25 protein-coding genes, 1 tRNA gene and 1 other RNA gene are annotated in these 24,177 nt (G+C 68.9%); 10 read left to right on the top strand and 17 right to left on the bottom strand.

Annotated elements, in window-relative coordinates; all coding sequences use genetic code 11:
• Window positions 1-6 precede the first annotated feature (6 nt).
• The 5 genes from ACWH95_RS12770 (at window position 7) to ACWH95_RS12750 (ending at window position 2,411) form a co-directional block, all read left to right on the top strand.
• Entirely contained in the window at window positions 7-495 is a 489-nt protein-coding gene (locus ACWH95_RS12770; RefSeq protein WP_454120768.1) for a YbaK/EbsC family protein, read from the top strand.
• A 111-nt stretch (window positions 496-606) separates the two neighbouring features.
• Complete coding sequence (locus ACWH95_RS12765; protein ID WP_454120767.1) at window positions 607-1,299, top strand: SOS response-associated peptidase; 693 nt, start codon at window positions 607-609, stop codon at window positions 1,297-1,299.
• A 128-nt stretch (window positions 1,300-1,427) separates the two neighbouring features.
• Window positions 1,428-1,766, top strand: a complete 339-nt coding sequence (locus ACWH95_RS12760) for a DUF7882 family protein (RefSeq protein WP_136036733.1) — start codon at window positions 1,428-1,430, stop codon at window positions 1,764-1,766.
• A gap of 74 nt (window positions 1,767-1,840) precedes the next feature.
• Window positions 1,841-2,107 (top strand): hypothetical protein, encoded by a 267-nt coding sequence (locus ACWH95_RS12755; protein ID WP_136034982.1) that lies wholly within the window; start codon window positions 1,841-1,843, stop codon window positions 2,105-2,107.
• A gap of 28 nt (window positions 2,108-2,135) precedes the next feature.
• Window positions 2,136-2,411 (top strand): hypothetical protein, encoded by a 276-nt coding sequence (locus tag ACWH95_RS12750; protein WP_136034984.1) that lies wholly within the window; start codon window positions 2,136-2,138, stop codon window positions 2,409-2,411.
• A 75-nt stretch (window positions 2,412-2,486) separates the two neighbouring features.
• Here ACWH95_RS12750 and ACWH95_RS12745 read toward each other — a convergent pair.
• Window positions 2,487-2,562, bottom strand: a tRNA-Lys gene (locus ACWH95_RS12745).
• 166 nt (window positions 2,563-2,728) lie between these two features.
• Here ACWH95_RS12745 and ACWH95_RS12740 point away from each other — a divergent pair.
• Window positions 2,729-3,529, top strand: a complete 801-nt coding sequence (locus ACWH95_RS12740; RefSeq protein WP_454120766.1) for an inositol monophosphatase family protein — start codon at window positions 2,729-2,731, stop codon at window positions 3,527-3,529.
• A 26-nt stretch (window positions 3,530-3,555) separates the two neighbouring features.
• Window positions 3,556-4,122 carry a hypothetical protein gene (locus ACWH95_RS12735; protein WP_454120765.1) on the top strand — a complete coding sequence of 189 codons (567 nt, stop codon included), beginning with the start codon at window positions 3,556-3,558 and terminating at the stop codon, window positions 4,120-4,122.
• Window positions 4,123-4,137: 15 nt separating this feature from the next.
• Here ACWH95_RS12735 and ACWH95_RS12730 read toward each other — a convergent pair whose 3' ends face one another.
• Window positions 4,138-7,002 carry an HAD-IC family P-type ATPase gene (locus ACWH95_RS12730; protein WP_454121002.1) on the bottom strand — a complete coding sequence of 955 codons (2,865 nt, stop codon included), beginning with the start codon at window positions 7,000-7,002 and terminating at the stop codon, window positions 4,138-4,140.
• A 154-nt stretch (window positions 7,003-7,156) separates the two neighbouring features.
• Between ACWH95_RS12730 and ACWH95_RS12725 the strand changes: the two genes are divergently transcribed.
• The gene (locus ACWH95_RS12725; protein ID WP_168387320.1) at window positions 7,157-7,318 is read left to right on the top strand and encodes a hypothetical protein; all 162 of its coding nucleotides are present in this window, start codon (window positions 7,157-7,159) and stop codon (window positions 7,316-7,318) included.
• Window positions 7,319-7,385: 67 nt separating this feature from the next.
• Here the strand turns inward: ACWH95_RS12725 and ssrA are convergent.
• Window positions 7,386-7,755: a transfer-messenger RNA gene (ssrA, locus tag ACWH95_RS12720) on the bottom strand.
• Window positions 7,756-7,897: 142 nt separating this feature from the next.
• Between ssrA and ACWH95_RS12715 the strand changes: the two genes are divergently transcribed.
• On the top strand, window positions 7,898-8,563 hold the full coding sequence (locus ACWH95_RS12715; RefSeq protein ID WP_454120764.1) for an SIMPL domain-containing protein: 666 nt from the start codon (window positions 7,898-7,900) through the stop codon (window positions 8,561-8,563).
• 9 nt (window positions 8,564-8,572) lie between these two features.
• Here the strand turns inward: ACWH95_RS12715 and hflX are convergent, their stop codons facing one another.
• Entirely contained in the window at window positions 8,573-10,084 is a 1,512-nt protein-coding gene (gene hflX / locus ACWH95_RS12710; RefSeq protein WP_454120763.1) for a GTPase HflX, read from the bottom strand.
• 66 nt (window positions 10,085-10,150) lie between these two features.
• Between hflX and ACWH95_RS12705 the strand changes: the two genes are divergently transcribed.
• Window positions 10,151-10,792: a class I SAM-dependent methyltransferase gene (locus ACWH95_RS12705; RefSeq protein WP_136034994.1), complete on the top strand. Its 642-nt coding sequence runs from the start codon at window positions 10,151-10,153 to the stop codon at window positions 10,790-10,792.
• Between the two features lie 8 nt (window positions 10,793-10,800).
• Here ACWH95_RS12705 and dapF read toward each other — a convergent pair whose 3' ends face one another.
• The 13 genes from dapF to dapA form a co-directional block, all read right to left on the bottom strand.
• Window positions 10,801-11,673, bottom strand: coding sequence for a diaminopimelate epimerase (dapF, locus tag ACWH95_RS12700; protein WP_136034996.1), 873 nt, complete (start codon window positions 11,671-11,673; stop codon window positions 10,801-10,803).
• A gap of 9 nt (window positions 11,674-11,682) precedes the next feature.
• Entirely contained in the window at window positions 11,683-12,231 is a 549-nt protein-coding gene (locus tag ACWH95_RS12695; protein WP_136034998.1) for a dihydrofolate reductase family protein, read from the bottom strand.
• A 32-nt stretch (window positions 12,232-12,263) separates the two neighbouring features.
• Window positions 12,264-13,175, bottom strand: a complete 912-nt coding sequence (gene miaA / locus ACWH95_RS12690) for a tRNA (adenosine(37)-N6)-dimethylallyltransferase MiaA (protein WP_454120762.1) — start codon at window positions 13,173-13,175, stop codon at window positions 12,264-12,266.
• Window positions 13,172-14,716 carry a tRNA (N6-isopentenyl adenosine(37)-C2)-methylthiotransferase MiaB gene (miaB, locus tag ACWH95_RS12685; protein ID WP_454120761.1) on the bottom strand — a complete coding sequence of 515 codons (1,545 nt, stop codon included), beginning with the start codon at window positions 14,714-14,716 and terminating at the stop codon, window positions 13,172-13,174. Before miaB ends, miaA begins: the two co-directional genes overlap by 4 nt.
• A gap of 47 nt (window positions 14,717-14,763) precedes the next feature.
• Window positions 14,764-15,504 (bottom strand): regulatory protein RecX, encoded by a 741-nt coding sequence (locus tag ACWH95_RS12680; RefSeq protein WP_240745394.1) that lies wholly within the window; start codon window positions 15,502-15,504, stop codon window positions 14,764-14,766.
• A gap of 113 nt (window positions 15,505-15,617) precedes the next feature.
• Window positions 15,618-16,664 (bottom strand): recombinase RecA, encoded by a 1,047-nt coding sequence (gene recA / locus ACWH95_RS12675; protein WP_136035007.1) that lies wholly within the window; start codon window positions 16,662-16,664, stop codon window positions 15,618-15,620.
• A gap of 271 nt (window positions 16,665-16,935) precedes the next feature.
• On the bottom strand, window positions 16,936-17,160 hold the full coding sequence (locus ACWH95_RS12670; protein WP_136035009.1) for a DUF3046 domain-containing protein: 225 nt from the start codon (window positions 17,158-17,160) through the stop codon (window positions 16,936-16,938).
• Window positions 17,161-17,178: 18 nt separating this feature from the next.
• Window positions 17,179-17,487, bottom strand: a complete 309-nt coding sequence (locus tag ACWH95_RS12665; protein ID WP_136036724.1) for a helix-turn-helix domain-containing protein — start codon at window positions 17,485-17,487, stop codon at window positions 17,179-17,181.
• A gap of 120 nt (window positions 17,488-17,607) precedes the next feature.
• Window positions 17,608-18,117, bottom strand: coding sequence for a CinA family protein (locus tag ACWH95_RS12660; RefSeq protein ID WP_454120760.1), 510 nt, complete (start codon window positions 18,115-18,117; stop codon window positions 17,608-17,610).
• A complete protein-coding gene (pgsA, locus tag ACWH95_RS12655; RefSeq protein ID WP_454120759.1) occupies window positions 18,114-18,689 on the bottom strand; it encodes a CDP-diacylglycerol--glycerol-3-phosphate 3-phosphatidyltransferase in 576 nt (191 codons plus the stop codon). Before pgsA ends, ACWH95_RS12660 begins: the two co-directional genes overlap by 4 nt.
• A complete protein-coding gene (locus ACWH95_RS12650) occupies window positions 18,689-21,397 on the bottom strand; it encodes a DNA translocase FtsK (protein WP_454120758.1) in 2,709 nt (902 codons plus the stop codon). Before ACWH95_RS12650 ends, pgsA begins: the two co-directional genes overlap by 1 nt.
• A gap of 67 nt (window positions 21,398-21,464) precedes the next feature.
• The gene (locus tag ACWH95_RS12645; protein ID WP_136035018.1) at window positions 21,465-23,141 is read right to left on the bottom strand and encodes a ribonuclease J; all 1,677 of its coding nucleotides are present in this window, start codon (window positions 23,139-23,141) and stop codon (window positions 21,465-21,467) included.
• A 53-nt stretch (window positions 23,142-23,194) separates the two neighbouring features.
• The gene (dapA, locus tag ACWH95_RS12640; protein ID WP_136035020.1) at window positions 23,195-24,172 is read right to left on the bottom strand and encodes a 4-hydroxy-tetrahydrodipicolinate synthase; all 978 of its coding nucleotides are present in this window, start codon (window positions 24,170-24,172) and stop codon (window positions 23,195-23,197) included.
• Window positions 24,173-24,177 lie beyond the last annotated feature (5 nt).

The following is a 24,177-nucleotide window of genomic DNA, read 5'->3' as shown; positions in this document are numbered from 1 at the left end:
GGTGCCATGACCGACGCGCCCTCGCTTCCCGAACGCAGCCGCCTGGTGCATCAGCACCTCGTCGAGTCGGGTGTCGATGCGGAGATCCGGGTCCTCCCCGACTCCGCTCGAACCGCGACGGAGGCCGCGGCCGCCATCGGCTGCGAGGTCGCCGCGATCGCCAACAGCCTGGTGTTCCTCGCCGACGGTGACCCGGTGCTCGTGATGACGAGCGGCGGACACCGGGTCGACCTCGGCGTCCTGGCGCGCAGTGTCGGCGCCACGGAGGTCTCGATGGCGCCGGCGTCCGTCGTGCGGGAGGCGACAGGTCAGGCGATCGGCGGCGTGGCACCGGTCGGGCACCCGGCACCGCTGCCGACCTACCTCGACCGCGCACTCACGGCGTTCCCGGAGATCTGGGCTGCCGCAGGGCACCCGCACACGGTGATGCCCCTCACCTTCGCCGAACTGGAGCAGCTCACGCACGGCACCGTGATCGACGTCGCCGGAGCCTGATCCGGGCTCCGTGCATCCAGGGCCGTGCACCCGCGCACCCCGTGCAGCATGATGGGACGATCGAGTCCGGTGCGCGGGGCATCGGCGGACACGGATCTGCGAGGGTGAGACATGTGCGGACGATTCGCGAACGATGCGACCACCGACGAGCTGATCCGCGAGTTCGTCGCCGAGGGCGGCCGTCCCGAGGACTGGTGGAAGTCGTGGCACGGCGCCTACTCGATCGCCCCCACCGAGAACGCACCGATCGTCCGCGACCGCGGTGAGGGCCGCATCCTCGAGCTCGTCCGCTGGGACTGGCAGAGCCCGCCCAACCGCCCCCAGCGCGCGCCGCTCATCAACGCCAGGATGGAGAAGCTGGCGGCCGGGTTCTGGGCACCCGCGTTCTCCGCCGCCCGGTGCATCGTCCCGATGCGCGGCTACTTCGAGTGGACCGGCGAGAAGGGGCGGAAGACCCCGCACTTCCTGCACGCCGACGGCCTGCTCGCCGCCGCGGGACTGACGTGGTCCATGGAGCACGAGGGAGAGCGGGTGCGATGCTTCGTCGTGGTCACCAGGGAGGCCAGGGACGCGAGCGGCGAGGTCCACGACCGCATGCCGGCCTTCCTGACGCCGGACACGTGGGACACCTGGCTCAGCCCGGACAAGCTGACCGGGCAGGCGAAGCTCGACGCGCTGGCGATGCTGGACCATAGCTCGGCGGATGTCGCCGCCACGATCCGTGGGCGCATCGTGGACCGCAAGGTCAGCAACACCCGCACGCTCGACCCGTACGACCCCACCCTCCTCGATCCCGTCGCCTGAGACGCCCCTGTCGCCGGCCGGGGTACCCGGTTCCTCGAATGTGTGAGACCGTAGAGGAACACCACACCAGTGATCATCTTGGTTGCGCCTCTTGGCACAGGTTTCTGTGGCGGAACAGGAAGCAGGTCATGGGTCGTTTCGTGTACGAGAACAGCGTGAAGGTCGAGATCGAGGATCGGGCACTCACACACGTCCAGCTCGTCATGACCGCGAAGCTCCGCCGCGGGGAGCCGTTCGGCTTCACCTGGCGGGAAGACGCCAGCATCGGCGGCGGACGCACCACGGTATGGGTGCACGCGGGCAGCTCGCTCGTCTTCAAGTACAGCGGCAGCCGCCAGCCGGCCGTCAACCGGGCCTGGGTCGACGCACTCGCGTTCACGGCCAACGCCCCCACCGGGCTGTACCTGGTGTCCGAGCCCGCAGAGCAGGCACCGACGGATCGCGAAGCGGTCCTCGCCCCGGCGTGACCGCCCGTAACACGATGCGCAGGCTGGTTCAACCCCTCTTGCCGCCTCGGTGAGCCCTGCCTACCGTGGACCGCATGGGGAACACCGAGACGACCACGACGCACATCGAGATCGATGGGCACGACTTCGCGCTCCCGTCCAGCACCGACGTGGCTGACCTCATGACGCGCATCGAGGCTGCGGCACGTTCCGAGCCGACCTTCGTCGATCTCGCCACCGGCGACAGTCTGACGAGTGTGCTGATCACGGCGCACTCTCGCGTGGCGGTCTACCTGCGGCGGAGCACCACGGATGCGCCTCCTCCCGTCGATCTGCGATCCGCCCTCGACTGGGACCTCTGACGCGTCGCGCGCCTCCTAAGCTGGGAGGATGCTCATCGCCCTCATCCGCCCCCTCGGCACCGCAACCGCCGACGTCGTCGGCACGTCCCTCGAGGATGTGCGCACACAGCTGGCCGCCCACGCGCAGCCTGGGTTCGACCTGGCATCCGCACCGGTGCGGATGCTGAAGGGCGAGGCGAAGATGGAGGCCACGGGAACGTTCCGCCGGGTCGACGGCGTCGAGCAGATCGAGGCGGAGGACATGGCGTCGCTCGAGGCCAAGGTTCCGGAGGGCTGGCAGATGCTGTCCGTCCGGCGCGCCTGACCGCACGCCGTCGACCGGACGAGCACCGTACGAGAGAAGCCCTCGACCGTGGAGCACGGATCGAGGGCTTCTGCGTGGTGCACCCCCAGGGACTTGAACCCTGAACCCACTGATTAAGAGTCAGTTGCTCTGCCGATTGAGCTAGAGGTGCGTGGCCCGGGATAACCCCGACCGAGGAATTACATTACCAGCCGATCAGCCGCCGACGAAATCGTGTGCCGCCCGGGCGCGCCAAGCGCACGCGTACGCCTCGGGACGCGGCCATGGTGGCCGATGGTCACTCAGGGCGGCGCGGTCACCGCCACTATCCTGGGAGCGTGACTCAGCCCCCTGCCGCGACCGACCTGCGCGCCGACCTTGCCCTCGCCCTCCGGCTCGCCGACGCGGCGGACGCCCAATCTCTGCCGCGCTTCGACGCCGCGGATCTGGAGATCTCCACCAAGGCCGACCGGTCGCATGTCACCGACGCCGACCTGGCGACCGAGCGTGCAGTGCGCAGCATCCTCGAGACCGAGCGGCCCGATGACGGCATCTTCGGCGAGGAGTTCGGCGCACAGGGGGCCACGGACCGACAGTGGATCATCGACCCGATCGACGGGACGGCGAATTTCCTGCGCGGCGTGCCGCTGTGGGGCACCATGATCGCTCTGGCGGTCAACGGGGTGCCCCAGGTCGGGGTGGTGAGCATGCCCGCGCTGGGGCGACGCTGGTGGGCGGCCGCCGGCGACGGCGCGTGGACCGCCGTGGACGGCGAGGAACGACGGCTGACGGTCTCCGCCGTGTCCTCCCTGGATGACGCGAGCGTGAGCTTCCAGAGCATCGCTCAGTGGCGGGACGCCGGGCACCTCGACGCCCTCCTCCGACTGTCGGACCGGGTCTGGCGGGACCGCGCCTACGGCGACGTGTACGCCTACATGCTGCTGGCCGAGGGCCGCCTCGACATGGTGGCCGAGTTCGATGTGAAGGAGTATGACATCGCGGCCGCCGTGGCGATCGTGCGCGAAGCCGGCGGCCGGATGACGTCCTTCGAAGGCAGCGAGACGATCTCCGCCCGCTCGACACTCGCCACCAACGGAGTCCTTCACCAGGACCTCATCGCGCTCCTGCACGACGACTGACCGCCACCGCGATCCCGAGGACCCCCATGACCGCCCGCAGCCTTCCCGCCGCCACCGGCGCGCTGCTGGTGCTGCTGCTGGCGGGCTGCAGCGGGGCTCCGCACGCCGAGCCCACCCGCTCTCCTCCTGCCACGGCCGACACCACGGTCGAGACGTCCTCCCCCGCCCCCGTTCCGGCGCCCGAACCCACGGGCGAGGAGCTCACGTGCGAGTCGATGATCTCCGACGGCACGGTCGCCGCGCTGACGTCGGCCGGCTGGAGTGCGCAGGGCAAGGAGTTCCGGGCCGGAGGCGTGGAGTTCACCGAGGGACTGCTCTGCTTCTGGGCCGACTTCTCGGTGCCCTCGGACCACGGTCAGCTGTACGGATGGGCCCGCGTCAGCGCCGCGGACGCGGCGGAGGCGCAGGCCGGGCTGCTCGCCGAGGGGTGGCAGCGCGAGGAGTCGGAAGAGGGCGTGTACGTCACGGAGGACCCGGAGTTCTCGATGGGAACCGATGAGGACGGCTACGGCATGACCTACCTCTTCGGCGACGGCTGGGTGAAGTTCGCCGACACCCGCCAGAGCCTGCTGCTCGTCGACTGGGCGGGCTGAGGGCACCGCGGCCGCTCAGGGGCGACCGCGCCCCATCGAGCTGTCGCGGATGCGCCCGAACCGGTGCGTCGTCGGCGGCGTCCACAGCAGGGTCACGAGCACGCCCGCGACCAGCCCCGTGATCCCGGCACCCCAGTCCCAGCGATCCCCCGCGAGCAGCACCGCGACGCTGACCGCGATGGCGAGCGTCAGCACGATCGTGAGCAACAGGCGCGACAACCCGCTGCCCCGCCGCACGCCCGCCGCGATCGCGAGCACCAGGAGCCCGAACAGGGCGATCGATGCGCCGAGGAGCGAGAACGCCGTCCGTCCCACCGTCCCCTCGTAGCGCGAGAGGAACACCAGCACACCGAACGCCGTGGCGAGCAGGCCGAAGACATAGGCGAGGGCTGCGACCCCATTCGTGAGGACCCGCGCCACGGTGCTGCCGCGGGCAGCCTGAGCGGCGCGCTCGGTTTCGCCGGTGCGGTCGCCGCTCGGGCGAACACGATCGACGACGACGCGGCGATGGACGAACCGGATGATCTCGATCGCGGCGATCATCACCGCGACGATCCCGGTGAGGGCCAGCGCGAGCTCCTCCCCCGGATCGACCAGGGCGAAGAAGCTGCGCGCCGGCGGCAGGCTGAAGATGCCGACGAGCAGCACGAACATGGCGCCCACCACGAGGACCTTGAAGCGATTGAGGGGCCGCGCCAGCACCGCCAGCACCCAGATGCCGACGATCGCGAGGATCACGGTCGCGCCGGTACGCAGCTGCTCCTCGGAGACGCCGAGACCGCGCGCGACAGCGTCGTACCAGGTGAGGCCGCCCGCCACGACGACGCCGGCCGGGATCGCGAAGCTGAGGGATCGCCGCAGGAAGCCGGGGAGGTAGCGCGAGGCGTTCGGCATGAGCGCCAGGAAGAACGCGGGGATCCCGATGGTGAGGCCGTCGGTGATGGACAGCTGGCGCGGGAGGAACGGGAAGGCCAGGATCAGCGCACCGAACACGACGGCGAGGGTCGTCGCATACGCCGTCTTGGTGAGGAACAGCATCGAGACGCGTTCGATGTTCGCGATGACCTGCCGCCCCTCGGCCACGACGTCGGGCAGGTGGGAGAACTGCCCGTCGAGCAGGACGAGGCGCGCGACGGCCTTCGTCGCCGGCGAGCCGGAGTTCATGGCGATCCCGATGTCGGCCGTCTTGATCGCCAGGGCGTCGTTGACCCCGTCTCCGGTCATGGCGACGGTGTGTCCGTGGCTCTGCAGCGCGGTCACCATGCGCTTCTTCTGCTCCGGCGTCACCCGCCCGAACACCTGCTGGCTGTCGAGGAGCCGGGCGAGCTCGGCATCGTCGTCGGGGAGCTCCCGCGCGTCGAACCCCTCCTCCACGTCGAGTCCGACCTCGCGCGCGATCGCCGCCACGGTCCGCGGGTTGTCTCCGGAGATGATGCGGATGGCCACCTCCTGGCGGCGGAAGTACTCCAGCGTCTGCGCGGCGTCAGGACGCACCTGTTCGCGGAAGGTGAGGACGCGGACGGGGGCCAGTCCGGCGGGCAGGCGCTCCTCGGCGATCTCCGACTCGGACAGCGGCTGTTCCGCCCGCGCGAGGACCAGCGTGCGGCGCCCGCTCTCCGCGAGCCTCGTGACCGTGCGGCCGAGCTCGGTGCTGCTCGAGGTGGCCTCGTCGCCGAAGATCATCTCCGGTGCCCCCATCACCCAGGTGCCGTCGACCTCCTCGAACACCGTGGCGCTCCATTTGCGCGCCGAGGAGAACGGGATGTCTCCGCGGACGTGCAGCGGTGCGCGCACCGGGTGGTCGGCGCGCAGGGAACGGGCCGTCGAGTTCGCGTCCGGAGCTGCCGCATACCAGGCCAGCACGGCGGCCACCTCGTCTGCACGGGACGGAGACGCGCCGCCGATCGTGTGCTCGGCGTCGAAGACGATGTCGCCCACCGTGAGCGTGCCGGTCTTGTCGAGGCACACGACGTCGACACGAGCGAGCCCCTCGACCGCCGGCAGCTCGTTCACCAGCACCTGTCGACGCGCGAGCCGCGACGCTCCGACCGCGAACGCGATGCTGGTCATCAAGACGAGGCCGAGCGGAATCATCGCGGTCAACGCGGCGATCGTGTTGACGACCGCCTGCTGCCACGAGCCTGAGCTGAACGCCGTCGCATAGCCGCCGGTCACGATGATCTGCGCGTTCAGCACGAGGAGCCCGACGGGACCGATGATCCAGCCCACCCAGGTGAGGACGCGATCGATCGACGACCGGAGCTCGCTCGCCACCAGCGAGAACCGCCGCGCCTCACCCGTGAACCGGTTCGCGTACGAGTCCGCCCCGACCCGGGTGGTGACGGCGAGCCCTTCGCCGGCGACGACGACCGCCCCCGACAGCGCCTCATCGCCCGGGTGCTTCTCGACCGGGTCCGACTCGCCGGTGAGCATCGACTCGTCGATCTGCAGCCCGCGGGACTGCGTGACCGTGGCGTCGGCCGGGACCTGTTCGCCGGCACGCAGCACGAGCACGTCGTCGAGCACCACATCGCCGGGGACCACCTCCGTCTCGGCTCCGTCCCGTCGGACGAGCGCACGCGGGGCGTTCATCAGGGCGAGGCGATCGAGGGCCGCTTTCGCTCGGAACTCCTGCACGCAGCCGATGATCGCGTTGGAGAACGCGGCGAGACCGAAAAGGGCATCCTGCCACCGCCCGATCGCGAACAGCACGAAGAAGCACGCGAACACGATCCCGTTGAAGATGGTGAACACGTTCGCGCGGACGATGCTCCAGGCGCTCCGGCTCGTATCGGCCGTGAACGCGTTCGTTCGGCCCGTCGAGACGCGTTCCGCCACCTGGGCGCGCGTGAGTCCGTCGGCGGGCGTGGGCGGGGTCATCGTCACGGCCTCAATATAGGCTGCGCCGGCGTCTCCTGCGGCATGCCCTCCTCCGCGTCTGCTCCCTGGGCCGCGCGTGGTCGCATTGTCAACCGTCTGGCCCCCGATCCTCCGGGAGGAGAGGGTGGAGGAAGTCACCCAGAAAGGAACGCGCATGAGCAGCGACAGCCACCGCAACGACATCAGCACCGAATCCTCCCCCGGGCCCGACGAGAACGACAACCTCGGCGCCGAGGACAACAAGGGCGAACCGCCCACGGTGCCACCCACCGGCGACGACGACGTGGAGGCTCACGACGGCACCGACGCCGACTAGCCGGTCTCGGAACGACGAAGCCCCCGTGTTCATGAGGAACACGGGGGCTTCGTCTGTGACAGCGACCTGGTGGAGCTGGGGGGAATCGAACCCCCGTCCAACGCTGAGTCTCCACGCCTTCTCCGGGCGCAGTCTGTGGAAGCGTTCTGCTCGGCTCCGACCTTTGTCACAGACACCTAAGTCGACGAGCCCAGCCTGGGAAGAGTCCCACGTGACGTCCAGACGCCGTCACGCAGCAAGATTCCTAGATGACGCCAGGATCCGTATCGGAATCACATACGGTCTGACGGACTATCGGGCTCGCTTAGGCAGCGAGGGCGAAGTCGTTGCGCTTGGATTCGGCAACTATTGTTTTGCAGAGAGCGTTTACGAGATAACTCTGCATCCTCGGCCCGCTTCTCGTGGATTCACAGGCGCTGTCGAAACCGATCAGCCCCGTGGTCCTTCTCGCGAAGGAGCCGCTGTCACACTGTGGAATTACCAGGCCGGGCGACATGCACCCGAGCATCACAGGTTACAACGTTCGGAGGCCCTTCGCCATTCCGCCCCTGCCCCGACCGGCTCGCGTAGAGTCGGCGCATGAGCGAGGTCATCGTCACCGTCCGTGGTGAGCACGAAGTGCGGGTCCACCCCGAGCGTGCCACCGTCCGTGTCTCCGTCCGTGCCGAGGGGCCGGAGCGCGGCCCCGTGGTCGACGAAGCCCTGCGTCTCTCCGAGCCCGTGCGCGAAGACCTCGCCGAGCGCACGAAGACCGGGTCAGCGCTCGACTGGAGCAGCGCGAACCTCAGCGTCCGGGCGGAGCGCCCGTGGAGCAGCGATGGCTCGCGCCTCGCGCCCGTCTACATGGCCGGCGTCAACTTCACCGCGACGTTCGCGGAGGACGGCGAGCTCTCCCTGTGGGTCACCGAGGTCTCAGCGCGGGAGGGAGTCGAGGTCGGCTGGGTGGACTGGCACCTCACCCCCGAGACCCGCACCCGTGTCGAACGCGAGGTCGCGGCCCGCGCCGTGGAGGCCGCCGTGCTGCGCGCCGAGGCGTACGCGGGTGCCGTCGGCCTCCATCAGGTCTCGCCCGTCGAACTGGCCGACGTCGGACTGATCGCCCCCGGCCACCCCGGCCCCGGTACGCCCCTGATGAAGGCTCGCGGAGCGGTCGCGTTCGCCGCCGACGCCGCACCCTCCATGCAGTACGAGCCGGAGGAGATCGTCATCTCGGCAACCGTCGAGGCGCGTTTCCTCGCCCGCTGAGCGCGCAGCTCACCCCTCCGCGACGAACGGCGCCAGCTCGGCCGCCAGACGTTTGGACACCCGCGCGTGCACGGCGCTTCCCTGCTCCTGATGCTCGACGGAGAGCAGCATGCCCGTCTCGTGGATCGCGGCGACGAGGTCGCCCCGGTCGTACGGGACCACCGCACGAATCTCGACCGCGGGCTGGGGCAGCGCCGCCTCGATCGCGGACCGCAGCTCGTCGATGCCCTCCCCCGAGCGCGACGACACGAAGTGCGCGTGCGGCTCCAGGCCGCGCAGCACGAGACGCTCATCCTCGGGGATCAGGTCGGCCTTGTTGAAGACCACGATCTCCGGCAGGTTGCGCACCCCGACGTCGCCCATCACGTCGCGAACCGTCTGCAGCTGGCCGGCCGGGTCGGGGTGCGACCCGTCGACGACGTGCAGCACGACATCGGCGTCGCCCACCTCTTCCAGCGTGGAGCGGAAAGCCTCGACCAGCTGGTGCGGCAGGTTCCGCACGAAGCCCACCGTGTCGGTGAGGGTGTAGACACGGCCGTCCTCGGTCGCCGATCGGCGCACGGTCGCGTCGAGGGTGGCGAAGAGGGCGTTCTCGACGAGCGCGCCGGCGCTCGTCAGGGCGTTCAGGAGGCTGGACTTGCCGGCGTTGGTATAGCCCGCGATCGCGACGGAGGGAATGGTGTTGCGCTTGCGCTCGGCCCGCTTGGCCTCGCGAGCGGGCGCGAAGTCGCGGATCTGCTTGCGCAGCAGCGCCATCTTCGTGCGGATGCGACGACGATCCAGCTCGATCTTCGTCTCACCCGGGCCGCGCGATCCCATCCCCGCGCCGCCTGCGCCGACCTGCCCACCGGCCTGGCGGCTCATGGACTCACCCCATCCGCGCAGCCGCGGAAGGAGGTACTCGAGCTGCGCGAGCTCGACCTGGGCCTTGCCCTCGCGGCTCTTCGCGTGCTGGCTGAAGATGTCGAGGATCACGGTCGTGCGGTCGATCACCTTGACCTTGACGACGTCTTCGAGGGCGCGACGCTGGCTGGGCGCCAGTTCGGTATCCGCGATGACGGTGTCCGCGCCGACCGCGGCCACGATGTCCTTCAGCTCCTGCGCCTTGCCTCGTCCGAGATAGGTCGCGGCGTCAGGGTGGGGCCTCCGCTGCAGCACGCCGTCCAGGACCACGGCACCCGCCGTCTCGGCCAGCGCGGCCAGCTCGCGCAGCGAGTTCTCGGCGTCTTCCTGCGCCCCCTGCGGGTACACGCCCACCAGCACGACGTTCTCGAGCCGTAGCTGTCGGTACTCGACCTCGGTGACGTCTTCCAGTTCGGTCGAGAGTCCGGCCACGCGACGCAGCGCATGGCGATCTTCGAGGTCCCACTGCTGACCGTCGGTCTGCGAGTGCGCGGCCGTGGCCTCGTCCTGCAGGGCCTGGGCGGCGCCGAAGACGCGGACCTCCGATCGCTTCTCCGCGTTCGAAAGCACTCGGTCGACCGTCTGGTCGTCGGTGGAGGGGATCTTCGTCTCCGTCATCCGTTCCTGTCTCTGGTTTCCTCGCGAGCCTTAACCTTAGCCCGCACCGTCCGGTACGCTCACCGTATGGGGTCCGACCACTACTTCACTGCGGCCCCGGCAAGCCCCGAGAACCTGCGCACGATCCGTGTATCCCTGGCAGGGCGCGAGCTGGAGATGACCACCGCCGGTGGGGTCTTCAGCCCGGATCGGCTCGATGCCGGAACCGCGGTCCTTCTCGCCAACACTCCGCCCGTTCCACCCGGCGGCCATCTTCTCGACCTCGGCAGCGGCTGGGGACCCATCGCCCTGTCGATGGCTCTGGCTTCACCGCACGCCACCGTCTGGGCGGTGGACGTGAATGAACGTGCGCTCGACCTCGTGCGTCGCAATGCTTCCGCGCTCGGCCTCACCAATGTCAACGCCGCGCTGCCCGGAGATGTTCCCGACGACGTGACCTTCCGCACCATCCGCTCCAACCCGCCGATCCGCGTGGGGAAGAACGAGCTCCACGGGCTTCTCGAACGGTGGATCCCCCGGCTCGACGAGCGCAGCGATGCCTGGCTCGTGGTGCAGCGCAATCTGGGTGCCGACTCCCTGCAGCGGTGGATCGCCAGCACGTTCCACCCCGGCTTCAGCGTCTTCCGCACCGCGACCGGCAAGGGCTACCGCATCCTGAAGGTGCGCAAGCACGGCACGCCACCGACGGAGCCGATCGCGCTGGTCTGATCCGCGCCTCAGAGCAGGTCGATCTCGCCCTGGAAGACCAGCTGCGCAGGCCCGGAGAGCGCGACGTGCTCGCCGTCCTCCGCCGGGAACATCCGCACGGCCAGTGTGCCACCGGGCACCTCGACCTGCCAGTTGTTCGGCGCCTGCGCACCCGCCCAGTACCGCACGGCGAGGGCCGTCGCCGCGACACCGGTTCCGCAGCTGAGCGTCTCGCCGACACCGCGCTCGGAGACCCGCATGCGCACATGGCCGATGCCGTCGCGGACCAGGGGTTCACCCGGGACGACGAACTCGACGTTGGCGCCCGCAGGAAGGGCGGGTTCGAGCTCGGGTGCACGCGTGAGCTCGAGCAGCGCGAGTTCGGCCTCGGATGCCAGCGCGACAACGACGTGCGGGTTGCCCAGATCGATGCCGAGGCCGGGGCGGGTCACGGTGAGCCCATCCGCACGGACGAGTGGGTCGTCGCCCGACAGGCGCCACGCCCCGAGGTCGACCTGGTAGCCGTTCGCGCTGCGGGTCACGTCGCGCACTCCGGCCCTGGTACCGATCGGCAGCGTCGCGCCCTGCTCGATACTCGCGAGACCGGAACGCACCAGATAGTGCACGAACACGCGGATCCCGTTGCCGCACATCTCCGCGACCGAGCCGTCGGCGTTGCGATAGTCCATGAACCACTCCGCGGCGGGCTCTTCCGCCAGCGCCGCAGCGCCCTCCGGAAGGGACGCAGAGCGGACGACCCGCAGGACCCCGTCTGCGCCGATGCCGAAGTGGCGGTCGCAGAGCACAGCCACCTGCTCCTGTGACAGAGGCAGCTGCCCATCGGGGTCGGCGATGATGATGAAGTCGTTGCCGGTGCCGTGCCCCTTGGTGAATGCGACCATGCTCCCAGTCTAGGGACGGTTCGTTCCCCCCTCGTCGCGGACGACGCGATAGCGCCCGCACAGGAAGCTGCGGTTGCGCGCGACCTCGAGCAACTCCAGATCGAGTCGACGAGGAAGAAGCGGTGCACCTGACCCGAGGGTGACCGGGGCGTATTGCACCCAGACCTCGTCGAGAAGCCCGGCGTCGGCGAACTGCCCGGCGACGTCTCCCCCGCCGACGATCCAGACATCGCGACCTTCCGCCGCCGCCACCGCGCGGGCATGCACTTCGCTCACGGAGTCGCTGGTGAGTTCGACGGCCGCCCCCGTGGGCAGCTCGAGGTCGCGGTGCGTGAGCACCCACGTCGGCTGGGTGTACCCCCACCGTCCCTCCTCGTGCCGCATCACCCATTCGTAGGTGGACGCCCCCATCACGAGGGCGCCGACGTTCTTCTCGAACGACGGGTACGCCATCGGCCCCTCCAGATCGATGTCCTGGCTCAGCAGCCAGTCGAGTGAATGGTCGAGCGTGGCGATGAACCCATCGAGACTGGAGGCGGTGTAGAAGTGAGTGGCCATGCGCGCAGTCTTGCACCGGGCACCGACACTCGTCAGTCGGCGAGAAGCTGCTCCGCGGAGGTCGGCACGTCGTGCCACTCGAGCTGCGGGTAACGCTTGAACCACGACACCTGACGGCGGGCGTACCGGCGGGTGAGGGCCTGCGTCTCCGCGATCGCCTCCGCCTCCGTGAGCCGGCCGTCCAACTGTCCCAGCGCCTGGGCGTAGCCGATCGCGCGGGAAGCCGTGGTGCCGCCCTCCAGGCCACGCCCACGGAGACTCTCGGCCTCCGCCACCAGCCCCTGCGCCCACATGCGGTCGACCCGGTCGTTCAGCCGGCGCACGAGCGGCTCGCGGTCCAGGCGCAGGCCGATGATCCGCGTCTGCGGCATCCACAGCGTCGGCGCATCGGGAAGCGCTGCCCCGTGCGTAGCACTCCCCTGTTCCACCACTTCGAGCGCACGGATGACCCGTCGGCTGTTCCTGGGGTCAACGCGCTCCGCCGTGGTCGGATCGAGGAGCCGCAGTCGCTCGAGCAACGGCGTGATCCCCTCGGCCTCGAACTCGAGCTCCAGCCGCCTCCGCACCGCCGGGTCTCGCGGCGGGAAGTCGAAGTCGAAGATCACGCTGGAGACGTACAGACCCGAGCCGCCGACCAGGATGGCGTCTCCGCCGCGCTCCTGGATGTCGCGCACCGCCGCACGCGCCAGCGGCTGATACCAAGCGGCAGCAGCATCCTGCGTGACCTCTCGCACGTCGAGGAGATGATGGGGAATGCCACGACGGTCGGCGATCGGCAACTTCGCCGTGCCGATGTCCATGCCGCGATACACCTGCATCGCGTCGGCGTTGATGATCTCGGCCGGGTTGCCCTGACGCCGCAGGGCTTCGGCCAGGTCCAGGGCGAGGTCGCTCTTGCCCGTGCCCGTGGCACCGACGATCGCCCAGAGTCGCGGCGCGGTCACACGCCGACGCGCAGCGTCGGAAGCCCGAGCGACACGGCGCTCGACCCGCTCGCACTCGGTGACGGCACCGCGCACGACTCCGCCTGCGAGCGGTCCCAGGCATCTCCGCCCCGTGTCCGGCGGATGTGCAGAGGCGCGCCGGTGGGGTCATCGGCCAGCAGGTGGAACGGCGCGGCGTGCGTGACCGTCACCGTGACGACGTCACCCGGGCGCGGAAGCTCCGACCCCGGCGGGACCTCGAAGTGCACGAGACGGTTGTCCTCGCCTCGGCCCGTCAGGCGGTGGGTCTCGGCGTCCTTCTTGCCCTCCCCGGTGGACACGAGCACCTCGATCTCGCGGCCGACCTGCTTCTGGTTCTCTTCCAGCGAGATGCGCTCCTGCAGTGCGATCAAGCGATCGTAGCGGGCCTGCACCACGGCCTTCGGAACCTGATCCGCCATCGTCGCCGCCGGTGTGCCCTCCCGGATCGAGTACTGGAACGTGAAGGCTCCGGAGAAGCGCGCCTGCTCGACCACCCGCATCGTGTCTTCGAAGTCCTCCTCGGTCTCACCCGGGAACCCGACGATGATGTCGGTCGTGATGGCCGCGTGCGGGATGCGTGCCCGCACCCGATCGAGGATGCCCAGGAAACGCTCGCTGCGGTACGAACGCCGCATGGCCTTGAGGATGCGGTCGCTACCCGACTGGAGCGGCATGTGCAGCTGCGGCATCACGCTCGGTGTCTCGGCCATCGCGTCGATCACGTCGTCGGTGAAGGCGGCCGGATGCGGACTCGTGAATCGGATCCGCTCCAGGCCCTCGATCTGCCCGGCCGCGCGCAGCAGCTTGCCGAAGGCCTGGCGGTCTCCGAACTCCACACCATACGAGTTGACGTTCTGGCCGAGCAGGGTGACCTCGATCGCGCCGTCCTCGACCAGCAGCCGGATCTCGTTGAGGATGTCGCCCGGGCGGCGGTCCTTCTCCTTGCCACGAAGGCTCGGAACGATGCAGAACGTGCAGGTGTTGTTGCAGCCGACCGAGATCGACACCCAACCGCTGTGGGCGGAGTCGCGCTTGGTCGGAAGCGTGGACGGGAACACCTCGAGCGACTCGAGGATCTCCAGCTCCGCGTCTCCGTTGTGGCGGGCGCGCTCGAGGAGGCCGGGCAGGGAGCCCATGTTGTGCGTTCCGAAGACGACATCGACCCACGGCGCCTTGTCGAGCACCGCCTGCTTGTCCATCTGTGCGAGACAGCCACCGACGGCGATCTGCATGCCCGCCTTCCGACGCTTCACCGCGGCGAGGTGTCCGAGAGTGCCGTACAACTTGCCCGCCGCATTGTCGCGCACGGCGCAGGTGTTGATGATGACGACGTCGGCTTCACTGCCCGCGGGCGCAGGGACGTAGCCCGCGCTCTCGAGCGAACCGGACAGCCGCTCGGAGTCGTGCACGTTCATCTGGCACCCGAAGGTACGCACCTCATACGATCGCTGTCGCCCGTCGTCGTCGACGGCCGCCGATGAGGCGCTGATGATCGTCGGTTCACTGCGGGGGATAGTCATGATCTGTCCATTGTACGAGCCCCGTCACCGCGCTCAGGGCGGCGCCCTCAGTCGGAATCCACGAAGCGCACGCCGGACCCGGAACCACCGGACGACGCCTCGCGCAGCGCCGTCTTGGCGGCGGTCATCGCGACCGATCCGGCATAACCACGCCGCGCCAGCTGACCCGTGAGGCGACGAAGCGCCGTGTCGGCGTCGAGTCGGCTGAGAGACCGCGCCTTGGTGCGAGCGAACTCCAGCGCCCGCTCCGCATCGTCGTCAGGGAGTTCCTCCAGCGCCGCATGGATCACCTCTCGCGGGATCCCGCGCTGGGCGAGCGCGCGGGACAGCGCGACACGCCCCTGCCCCTTGCGTTCGGCGCCCGAGGTCACGAGCATCTCGGCGAGCACCGCGTCGTCGAGGTAACCGCGACGGCAGAAATCCTCGATCAGGTCGTCGACGTCGTTCGCCTCCACCCCGTGGCCTCTCAAGACCAGGCGCGCTTCGGAGACGGACAACGAGCGGGTGCGAAGCTTGCGGAGCAGAGATTCTTCGGCCGCGACACGGACCTCCTCCGTGGTGGGACCGTCCTCGTCTCCCCGCTCGGCATCCGCCCCGCCGAGCGTCCCCTCGTCGATCGCGCGCAGCCGAGGGACCGGGGTGCCCGCTGTCGATCGCCCGCGTCGACCGCGTGCGGGATGCCGTTCGCTCGGCGTGCCCGCGTCGGGTTCCTGCGGGAAGTCGGACGGCGCCTGATGCCAGGTCGAGCGCCACGACGCGGCGCCGTCAGTCGATGCCGGCGCGTCCACCCCCGAATGATCGGGCGGGGTAGGCCGTCGTGAGGGCTGCCGAGATGGCGCCCCTCCGAAGAGCGGGATGATGGGGGCGATCCGTTCCGGATCGCCCCCACGCTGCTCGTTCATCAGGCCGGGCGACGCTCAGCGAGCTCGTCCGCAGACGCGGGCGCGGGCTGCGCACCGATGCCGAGCTTCTGCTTGATCTGCGTCTCGATGGCGAGGGCGATGTCGGGGTTGTTGAGAAGGAACGTGCGCGCGTTCTCCTTGCCCTGCCCCAGCTGGTCGCCGTCGTAGGTGTACCACGAGCCAGACTTCTTGACGATCCCGTGCTCCACGCCGAAATCGATCAGGCTGCCCTCGCGAGAGATCCCCACGCCGTAGAGGATGTCAAACTCCGCCTGCTTGAACGGCGGGGCCATCTTGTTCTTGACGATCTTGACCCGCGTACGGTTGCCGACGGCGTCGGTTCCGTCTTTGAGGGTCTCGATCCGTCGGATGTCCATGCGCACGGAGGCGTAGAACTTGAGCGCCTTTCCACCGGCGGTGGTCTCGGGCGATCCGAAGAAGACGCCGATCTTCTCGCGCAGCTGGTTGATGAAGATCATCGTGGTGTTGGTCTGGTTGAGCCCACCCGTCAGCTTGCGCAGCGCCTGCGACATGAGCCGGGCCTGCAAACCCACGTGGGAGTCGCCCATCTCACCCTCGATCTCGGCTCGCGGCACGAGGGCCGCGACCGAGTCGACGACGATGAGATCGATGGCACCGGACCGCACGAGCATGTCGGCGATCTCCAGCGCCTGCTCACCGGTGTCCGGCTGCGACACCAGCAGGGAATCGATGTCGACGCCCAGCTTCGCGGCGTAGTCGGGGTCGAGCGCGTGCTCCGCGTCGATGAACGCCGCGATACCGCCCGCGCGCTGCGCATTGGCGATGGCGTGCAGGGTGAGTGTGGTCTTACCCGAGGACTCCGGGCCGTAGATCTCCACGATGCGGCCACGCGGCAGGCCTCCGACCCCGAGGGCGACGTCGAGGGCGATGGAGCCGGTGGGGATGACTGCAACGGGGGCGCGCTCATCGCTGCCCAGCCGCATGACCGAGCCCTTTCCGAACTGACGGTCGATCTGCGCGAGGGCGGTCTCGAGGGACTTCTCGCGGTCGGCGGGTGATGGCATGGTGTGCTCCTTCTGCGCGTGTGATGCCGCCTGTAGGCTGTCGCGGCTCTTCCGGCTGGAAGGAACTCTCCGACAAGGCGTGTGGCTTCTTCAGCCTGGTCCTCACGCTAGGACGAGCCACCGACATTGCATCGGCCCACCCGAGGTCTGTGATGATCCAGGCATCGAAACCACTTGTGCAGAAGACTACGCCCGGTTCGAACAGATTTTCGACAACAGCGCAACGCGGCGTGTCGGAGTTCCGCACAGCGCGGAGAACGAGAGCAGCAACTCAGCGGCTCCGCGGCTCCAGCCGTCCGACGCCGTGCCGCCGAGACAGCGGAACATCCATCTCCTCGCACAGAGCGAGCCAGATCTCCCGGGGCGGCACGCCGTCCGCCAGCGCTTCGCTCGCGGTACGGCCGTTGACCGCCGTCAGACTGAGGTCGTTCACCAGTGACGGCCCTCGCGCCTGGAACTCCGCGTCGACGGCGCGAAGGAATTCGCTACGTCGCATCGTCACCCGGCCGAGTGGTCAGTGCAGCGAGAGCTCGGGCTCGACCGAGGCGACCAGATCGTCGGGAACGACGTCGGGGAAGACCTGGATGCCCTCGAGGACGGAGATGCGATCCCCGACCTCGCGCATGATGGTGGAGATGGGAACGTCGAGGGCCTCCGCGACCGAGGCGAGGATCTCGCTCGACGCCTCCTTCTGTCCGCGTTCGACCTCGCTGAGGTAGCCGAGCGCGACGGACGCCTTGCTTGCGACCTGCCGGAGGGTGCGCCCCTTCTGCAGGCGGAAGTCCCTCAGCACATCGCCGATTTCCTGTCGTACAAGAATCATCGGAACCTCCTCCCCATGTGTTCGATCGAGGTTCCCCTCGAAGAGACAGCCAGTCTAGCCCTCCTGGCCTGCACAGAATCTACCCTTGCACTCTGTGGTTTGAATGTGAGCACATCGGTATCAACCTTCGGCTGACGGCTCGTATTCCCCGACCGCCTCAGCCAGCATTCGCACCAGCATCGCCACCGACTGCGCGCGTACCGCCGCTCGGTCGCCGTCGAAGACGAACGCCTCCGTGCGAGTGCCCTTCGGAGTGACGACGCCCAGATGGACGGTCCCGACCGGCTGACCGTCCGGCGACTGCGGCCCGGCGATCCCGGTGGTGGAGATACCGACGTCCGCCGACCGTCCGTCGACGGCGACGGCGTGGCGAACCCCCTCGGCCATCTGCCGCGCCACCTCGGGATGGACGGGTCCCTGTGTCGCGAGCAGCTCGGCGTCCACCCCGAGCAGCGAATGCTTGACCGGCGTCGCATACGCGACCACGCCGCCGAGGAGAACGACGGAGGCTCCGGGAACGGCGACCAGCGCCGCGCAGACCGCGCCGCCGGTCAGCGACTCGGCGACCCCGAGCGTCCAGCCGCGCGCGCGCAGGGCGCCCACGACCATCTCAGGGGTGAACGACGTCATGACTGCTGTCGCGAACCGCGTACCTGCGCCACGATGTAGTCGATTCCGCTGACCACCGTGAGGACGAGCACGATCAGCATGAGCACGAAGGTGATGGTCGTCCACGGACCGAGACCGATCCACACGTGAAGCGGCAACAACGCCCAGCCGAGGGCCACGCCCTGGAACGCGGTCTTGATCTTGCCCATCCAGGCGGCAGCGACGACATGCTCGCTCGCGACCACCAGACGATGGATCGTGATCCCCCACTCGCGGACGAGGATCACGATCACGATCCACCAGTTGACCTCGCCCAGAATGGCCAGCCCGATGAAGCCGGCCCCCGTGAGGAGCTTGTCGGCGATCGGATCCCACAGCTTCCCGAAGTCGCTCACAATGTCGTAGCGACGCGCGAGATACCCGTCGACCCAGTCGGTCGAGATGGCCACGATGAAGAGGATGCCGGCGATCCAACGCACCACCGGATCCGGGATTCCATAGGTGCCACCGAGGAGCAGGAGAACGAAGAAGACCACCGCGAGCGGGATCCGCGCCACCGTGATCGCGTTGGGGAGCTGCCGGGAAATGGCCATCAGTCGCGTCCCGTCAGGCCCCAGGCGTCTTCATCGCCTTCCGCCTCCACGACCGGAAGCCCGTCGTACTGCCCCGCGATCGGGTCGCGCTCGGGCGACGGAGGTGCGGCGGCCGGTGCGCCGGCGCTCGGAGCGGACGCGGGCACGTCCTCACCGCGAAGGCGGGCCATGACCTGCGGCAGCTGCTCCGGGGTGGCCAGCACGTCGCGGGCCTTCGACCCCTCCGACGGGCCGACGACCTCACGCGACTCGAGCAGATCCATGAGCCGGCCGGCCTTCGCGAACCCGACGCGGAGCTTGCGCTGCAGCATCGACGTGGATCCGAACTGCGACGAGATGATGAGCTCGGCCGCGGCGAGGAGGAGCTCGAGGTCGTCGCCGATGTCCTCGTCGACCTCTTTCTTCTTGCTCGGCTCCATCGCCTCCTGCACATCGGCGCGGTACTCCGGTCGAGCCTGACGCGTGACGTGCTTGACGACGGCGTCGATCTCCTTCTCGTCCACCCACGCACCCTGCAGGCGGAAGGGCTTCGACGAGCCCATCGGCGAGAAGAGCGCGTCTCCCTGACCGATCAGCTTGTCGGCGCCGGGGCTGTCGAGGATCACGCGGCTGTCGGTGACGCTCGTGACCGCGAACGCGAGCCGGGACGGCACGTTGGCCTTGATGAGACCGGTGACGACGTCGACGCTCGGACGCTGCGTGGCGAGGACGAGGTGGATCCCGGAGGCACGGGCCAGCTGGGTGATGCGGACGATCGAATCCTCGACGTCACGCGGCGCGACCATCATGAGGTCGGCGAGCTCGTCCACCACGACGAGGAGGTACGGATAGGGCTTGAGCACCCGCTCGCTGCCCACCGGCACCTCGACCTCCCCGGCGCGGACCGCCCGGTTGAAGTCGTCGATGTGACGGAAGCCGAACGACGCGAGGTCGTCGTAGCGCATGTCCATCTCCTTCACGACCCACTGCAGCGCCTCAGCCGCCTTCTTGGGGTTCGTGATGATGGGGGTGATGAGGTGCGGAACCCCGGCATAGCTCGTGAGCTCCACGCGCTTCGGGTCGATCAGCACCATGCGCACATCCGCCGGGCGAGCGCGCATCAGCAGACTCGTGATCATCGAGTTCACGAAGCTCGACTTACCCGAGCCGGTGGAGCCGGCCACGAGGAGGTGCGGCATCTTGGCGAGGTTCGCGACGACGAAGTTGCCGCCCACGTCCTTGCCGACGCCGATCGTGAGCGGGTGGGTGCTCTTCTGGGCCGCGGCGGAACGCAGCACGTCGCCGAGGGCGACCGTCTCCCGGTCGGTGTTCGGGATCTCGATGCCGATCGCGCTCTTGCCAGGGATCGGAGAGAGGATGCGGACGTCGTTCGAGGCGACGGCGTAGGCGAAGTTGTTGCTGAGCTGGAGGATCTTCTCGACCTTGACGCCGTGGCCGACCTCGACCTCGTACTGCGTGACCGTTGGGCCGCGGGAGAAGCCGGTGACCTTGGCGTCGACCTTGAACTGGTCGAGGACGCTGGTGATCTGCTCGACGATGCGGTCGTTCGCGTCGGAACGCGCGACCGAGGGCGGCCCCTCAGAGAGCACGCCGGGCGACGGCAGGGTGTACGGAGCGACCGGAGCCTGTAGCCCCCGCTCCCCCGGCCCTTCGGTACCGAAGCCGTCGAGCCCGGGGAGCTCGGGCATCTCGCCCGTGTCGGACTCGTCGTCGAGGAGGGCCGTGGTCTGCTGCTCAGCGAGGGAGTCGGCGATGGACCGGACGTCGGAGAGCACCTCAGTGGCTGCCTCCGAAGGATTGGCGACCGTGATCGCCTGGTCGTACGCGGGCGTCGGCTCGTTCGTGGTGAGCAGTGCCGTGATGTCGTCGGAACCGAGCGTCCCCTCGTCCGGATCCTCCTCGCGGCCCGTCTTGTTCCGGCGCCACCAGGGCAGCACGTCGGGATCGTCGACCTTGTCGGCCTCGTCGATCGCCGCCGCGTCCTTCGTCGGCTTCTCCGGGCGCTCCGCGTCGAACATCCACGCGTAGAGGTCGCCGAGACGCGAACCGATGCGGTTCGGCGGAGTCTTGGTCAGGATCAGGATGCTGAGGACGACCAGCAGCGACAGCAGCACGTAGGCGGGGATGTCGGTGAGGTAGGAGACCGGCTGTCCGAGGAGCCAGCCGAGGAGACCGCCCGATTCGCTCAGAGCCGGCATCCCCTGGTTCGGATGGGGCCGCGGTCCGGCCACATGGAAGATCGCCGACAGCGCCAGCACGAACAGGCCGAAGCCGATCCCGATGCGCCCGTTGTCGTGAACGGAGGAGGGGTGCCGGAAGAGCCAGCCGGCCAGGAGGAGCAACAGCACCGGCATGATGAACGCGACCCGGCCGACGAACAGACCGACCGAATAGGCGCTGATGTTCGCCGCGATCTCGTTGCCGATGAAGAACCACTCGTTGACGGCGCCCAGCACCGCCAGGATCACCAGGAAGAACGGGAAGCCGTCGCGACGGTCGTCCTTCTCGAGCGTCTCCGGCCCGAACGCACGGAAGAGCCCGCCGACCGCGTGCGCCAGGCCGTTCCAGGCGCGGACGGCGACCGGAGGCTTGTCCGCTTCGTCGACGTACTTCTTGGGTGCCGGCGCCGCCTTGGAAGCCGACTGCCGCTTGGGGCGCGACGACGCGGTCGTCGACGCGCGCTCGGTCTTCGTGGTGCTCCTGGCCATGCTCCCACGCTACGTCCAACAGCCGACATCTCCGCGCAATGACGCGGCTTTCCGCGGCTATCCGGGGTCAGGCCTCGATGACGAGGGGCACGATCATCGGACGGCGACGGAGCTTCTGGTTAACCCAGCGGCCGATCGTACGGCGCACGACCTGGGAGAGGGCGTGCGTGTCGCGCACGCCGTTGCCCGAAGCCTCCTTGAGCGCGGCGACGATCTTCGGCGCGACGTCGTCGAAGACCGAGTCGTCCTCCGCCACGCCGCGGGCGTGGATCTCGGGGCCGGAGATGATGCGACCGGTCGCCGCGTCCACCACGACGATGACCGAGATGAACCCCTCCTCGCCCAGGATCCGCCGGTCCTTCAGATCGGCGTCGGTGATCTCGCCCACCGTGGAGCCGTCCACATACACGAACCCGAGATCGAGCTGTCCGCTCACGCGGGCCACGCCGTCCTTGAGGTCGATCACGGTGCCGTTGGAGGCGATGATCGTGTTCTCCTCCGGGATCCCCGTGTCCTGGGCGAGCTTGGCGTTGGCGATCAGGTGGCGGTACTCCCCGTGCACCGGGAGGACGTTCTTCGGCTTGAGGATGTTGTAGCAGTAGAGCAGCTCGCCCGCCGCCGCGTGGCCGGACACGTGCACCCGCGCGTTCGCCTTGTGGACCACGTTCGCGCCGAGCTTCGTGAGGCCGTCGATCACACGGTAGACCGCGTTCTCGTTGCCGGGGATGAGGCTCGAGGCGAGGATGACCGTGTCACCCTCGCTCACCTCGATCGCGTGGTCGAGGTTCGCCATGCGGCTGAGCACCGCCATCGGCTCGCCCTGCGACCCCGTCGACATGTAGACGATCTGCTCGTCGGGCAGGTCGCGGGCCTTCTTGAAGTCGATCAGCACGCCCGCGGGCACCTTGAGGTAGCCGAGCTGCTCGGCGATGGTCATGTTGCGCACCATGCTGCGACCGAGGAAGGCGACGCGCCGTCCGTGCGCGTGCGCGGCGTCGATCACCTGCTGCACGCGGTGCACGTGGCTGGAGAAGCTGGCGACGATGACGCGGCGCGGGGCCTTGCCGATGACCTGGTCGAGGACCGGCCCGATCGAGCGCTCGGTCGGGGTGAACCCGGGGACGTCGGCGTTCGTGGAGTCGACGAGGAAGAGGTCGACGCCCTCCTCCCCCAGCCGCGAGAACGCGCGCAGGTCGGTGATCCGGCCGTCCAGCGGCAGCTGATCCATCTTGAAGTCGCCCGTCGCGAGCACCATGCCCGCCGGCGTGCGGATCGCGACGGCGAGCGCGTCGGGGATGGAGTGGTTGACGGCCACGAACTCGAGGTCGAACGGCCCGACCCTCTCCTTCTGCCCCTCCTTGACGGTGAGGGTGAACGCCTTGATGCGGTGCTCCTTGAGCTTCGCCTCGACGAGCGCGAGCGTCAGGCCGGAGCCGATCAGGGGGATGTCGCTCTTCAGGCGCAGCAGGTACGGCACGGCGCCGATGTGGTCCTCGTGCCCGTGCGTGAGCACCACGCCGACGATGTCGTCGAGACGGTCGCGGATGGGCTCGAAGTCGGGCAGGATCAGGTCGACGCCGGGCTGGTGCTCCTCGGGGAACAGCACGCCGCAATCGACGATCAGGATCTTGCCGTCGTACTCGAACACGGTCATGTTGCGGCCGACCTCGCCGAGGCCGCCGACCGGGATGACCCGCAGCGTTCCTTCGTCGAGAGCGGACGGTTCGGCCAGGGGAATGGACATGCTGTCTCCTCAGTCGGACACTTCGCGCGTCCGTTCGTTCATGGGGACGCGACTCAGCGCGTCGTGCCGTGCACCTTCGGCAGGGCGCCGCCCGCGGCCGCGTTGCGGTCGGGACGGAAGTTCGAGAAGTCCGCACCGGGAACCCCGGCGACCAGATCGAGCTCGTCCTCGATCAGCGCGGCCTCCCACTCCTCCGGGCCCACCAGAGGCAGCCGGACGCGCGGGCTCGAGATGCGACCGAGCCCGTGCAGGATGTACTTCGCCGCGACCGTGCCGGGGACATGCGTCATGACGGCGCGCACCAGAGGCTCGAGGCGCTTGTGCTCGGCGGTGGCGGTGGCGAGGTCGCCCCGGTTCACCGCATCCACGATCGTGCGGTAGGGCGTGGCCGTGATGTTGGCCGTGACCCCGATGAGCCCTGTCGCACCGATCGCGAGATGCGGCAGGACGTTCGCGTCATCGCCCGAGAAGTACATCAGATCGGTCTGGTTGAGCACGCGGCTCACCTCGGAGAAGTCTCCCTTGGCGTCCTTCACGGCGAGGATGTTCGGGTGCTTCGCGAGGCGGAGGATCGTCTCGTACTTGATCGGAACGCCCGTACGACCGGGGATGTCGTACAGGATGACCGGAAGGTCCGTGGCGTCCGCGACGAGGCGGAAGTGCGTCAGGATGCCGGCCTGCGTCGGCTTGTTGTAGTACGGCGTGACGATCATGATGCCGTCGGCACCGGCCTTCTCGCTGGCCTTGTAGAGCTCGATCGCGTGCGCGGTCTCGTTCGATCCACCGCCGGTGATGATCTTGGCGCGGCCGGCGGAGACCGACTTGCCGACCTCGACCAGCTTCAGCTTCTCGGGGTCCGTCAGGGTCGAGGTCTCGCCGGTCGTTCCCGTCACGACGATGCCGTCCGCTCCCGCGGTGATCACGTCATCGATGTGCTTCTCGACGGCGGGCCAGTCGACTTCGCCGTCGGCCGTCATCGGAGTGACGAGCGCGACGAGAACCTGTCCGAAAGGGTTGCCCGAGTGCGTCATGACAC

The organism is Microbacterium sp. NPDC055502, assembly GCF_053643635.1.
The sequence above is the reverse complement of the archived record's forward strand: the minus strand, read 5'-3'. Positions and strand labels throughout refer to the sequence as shown.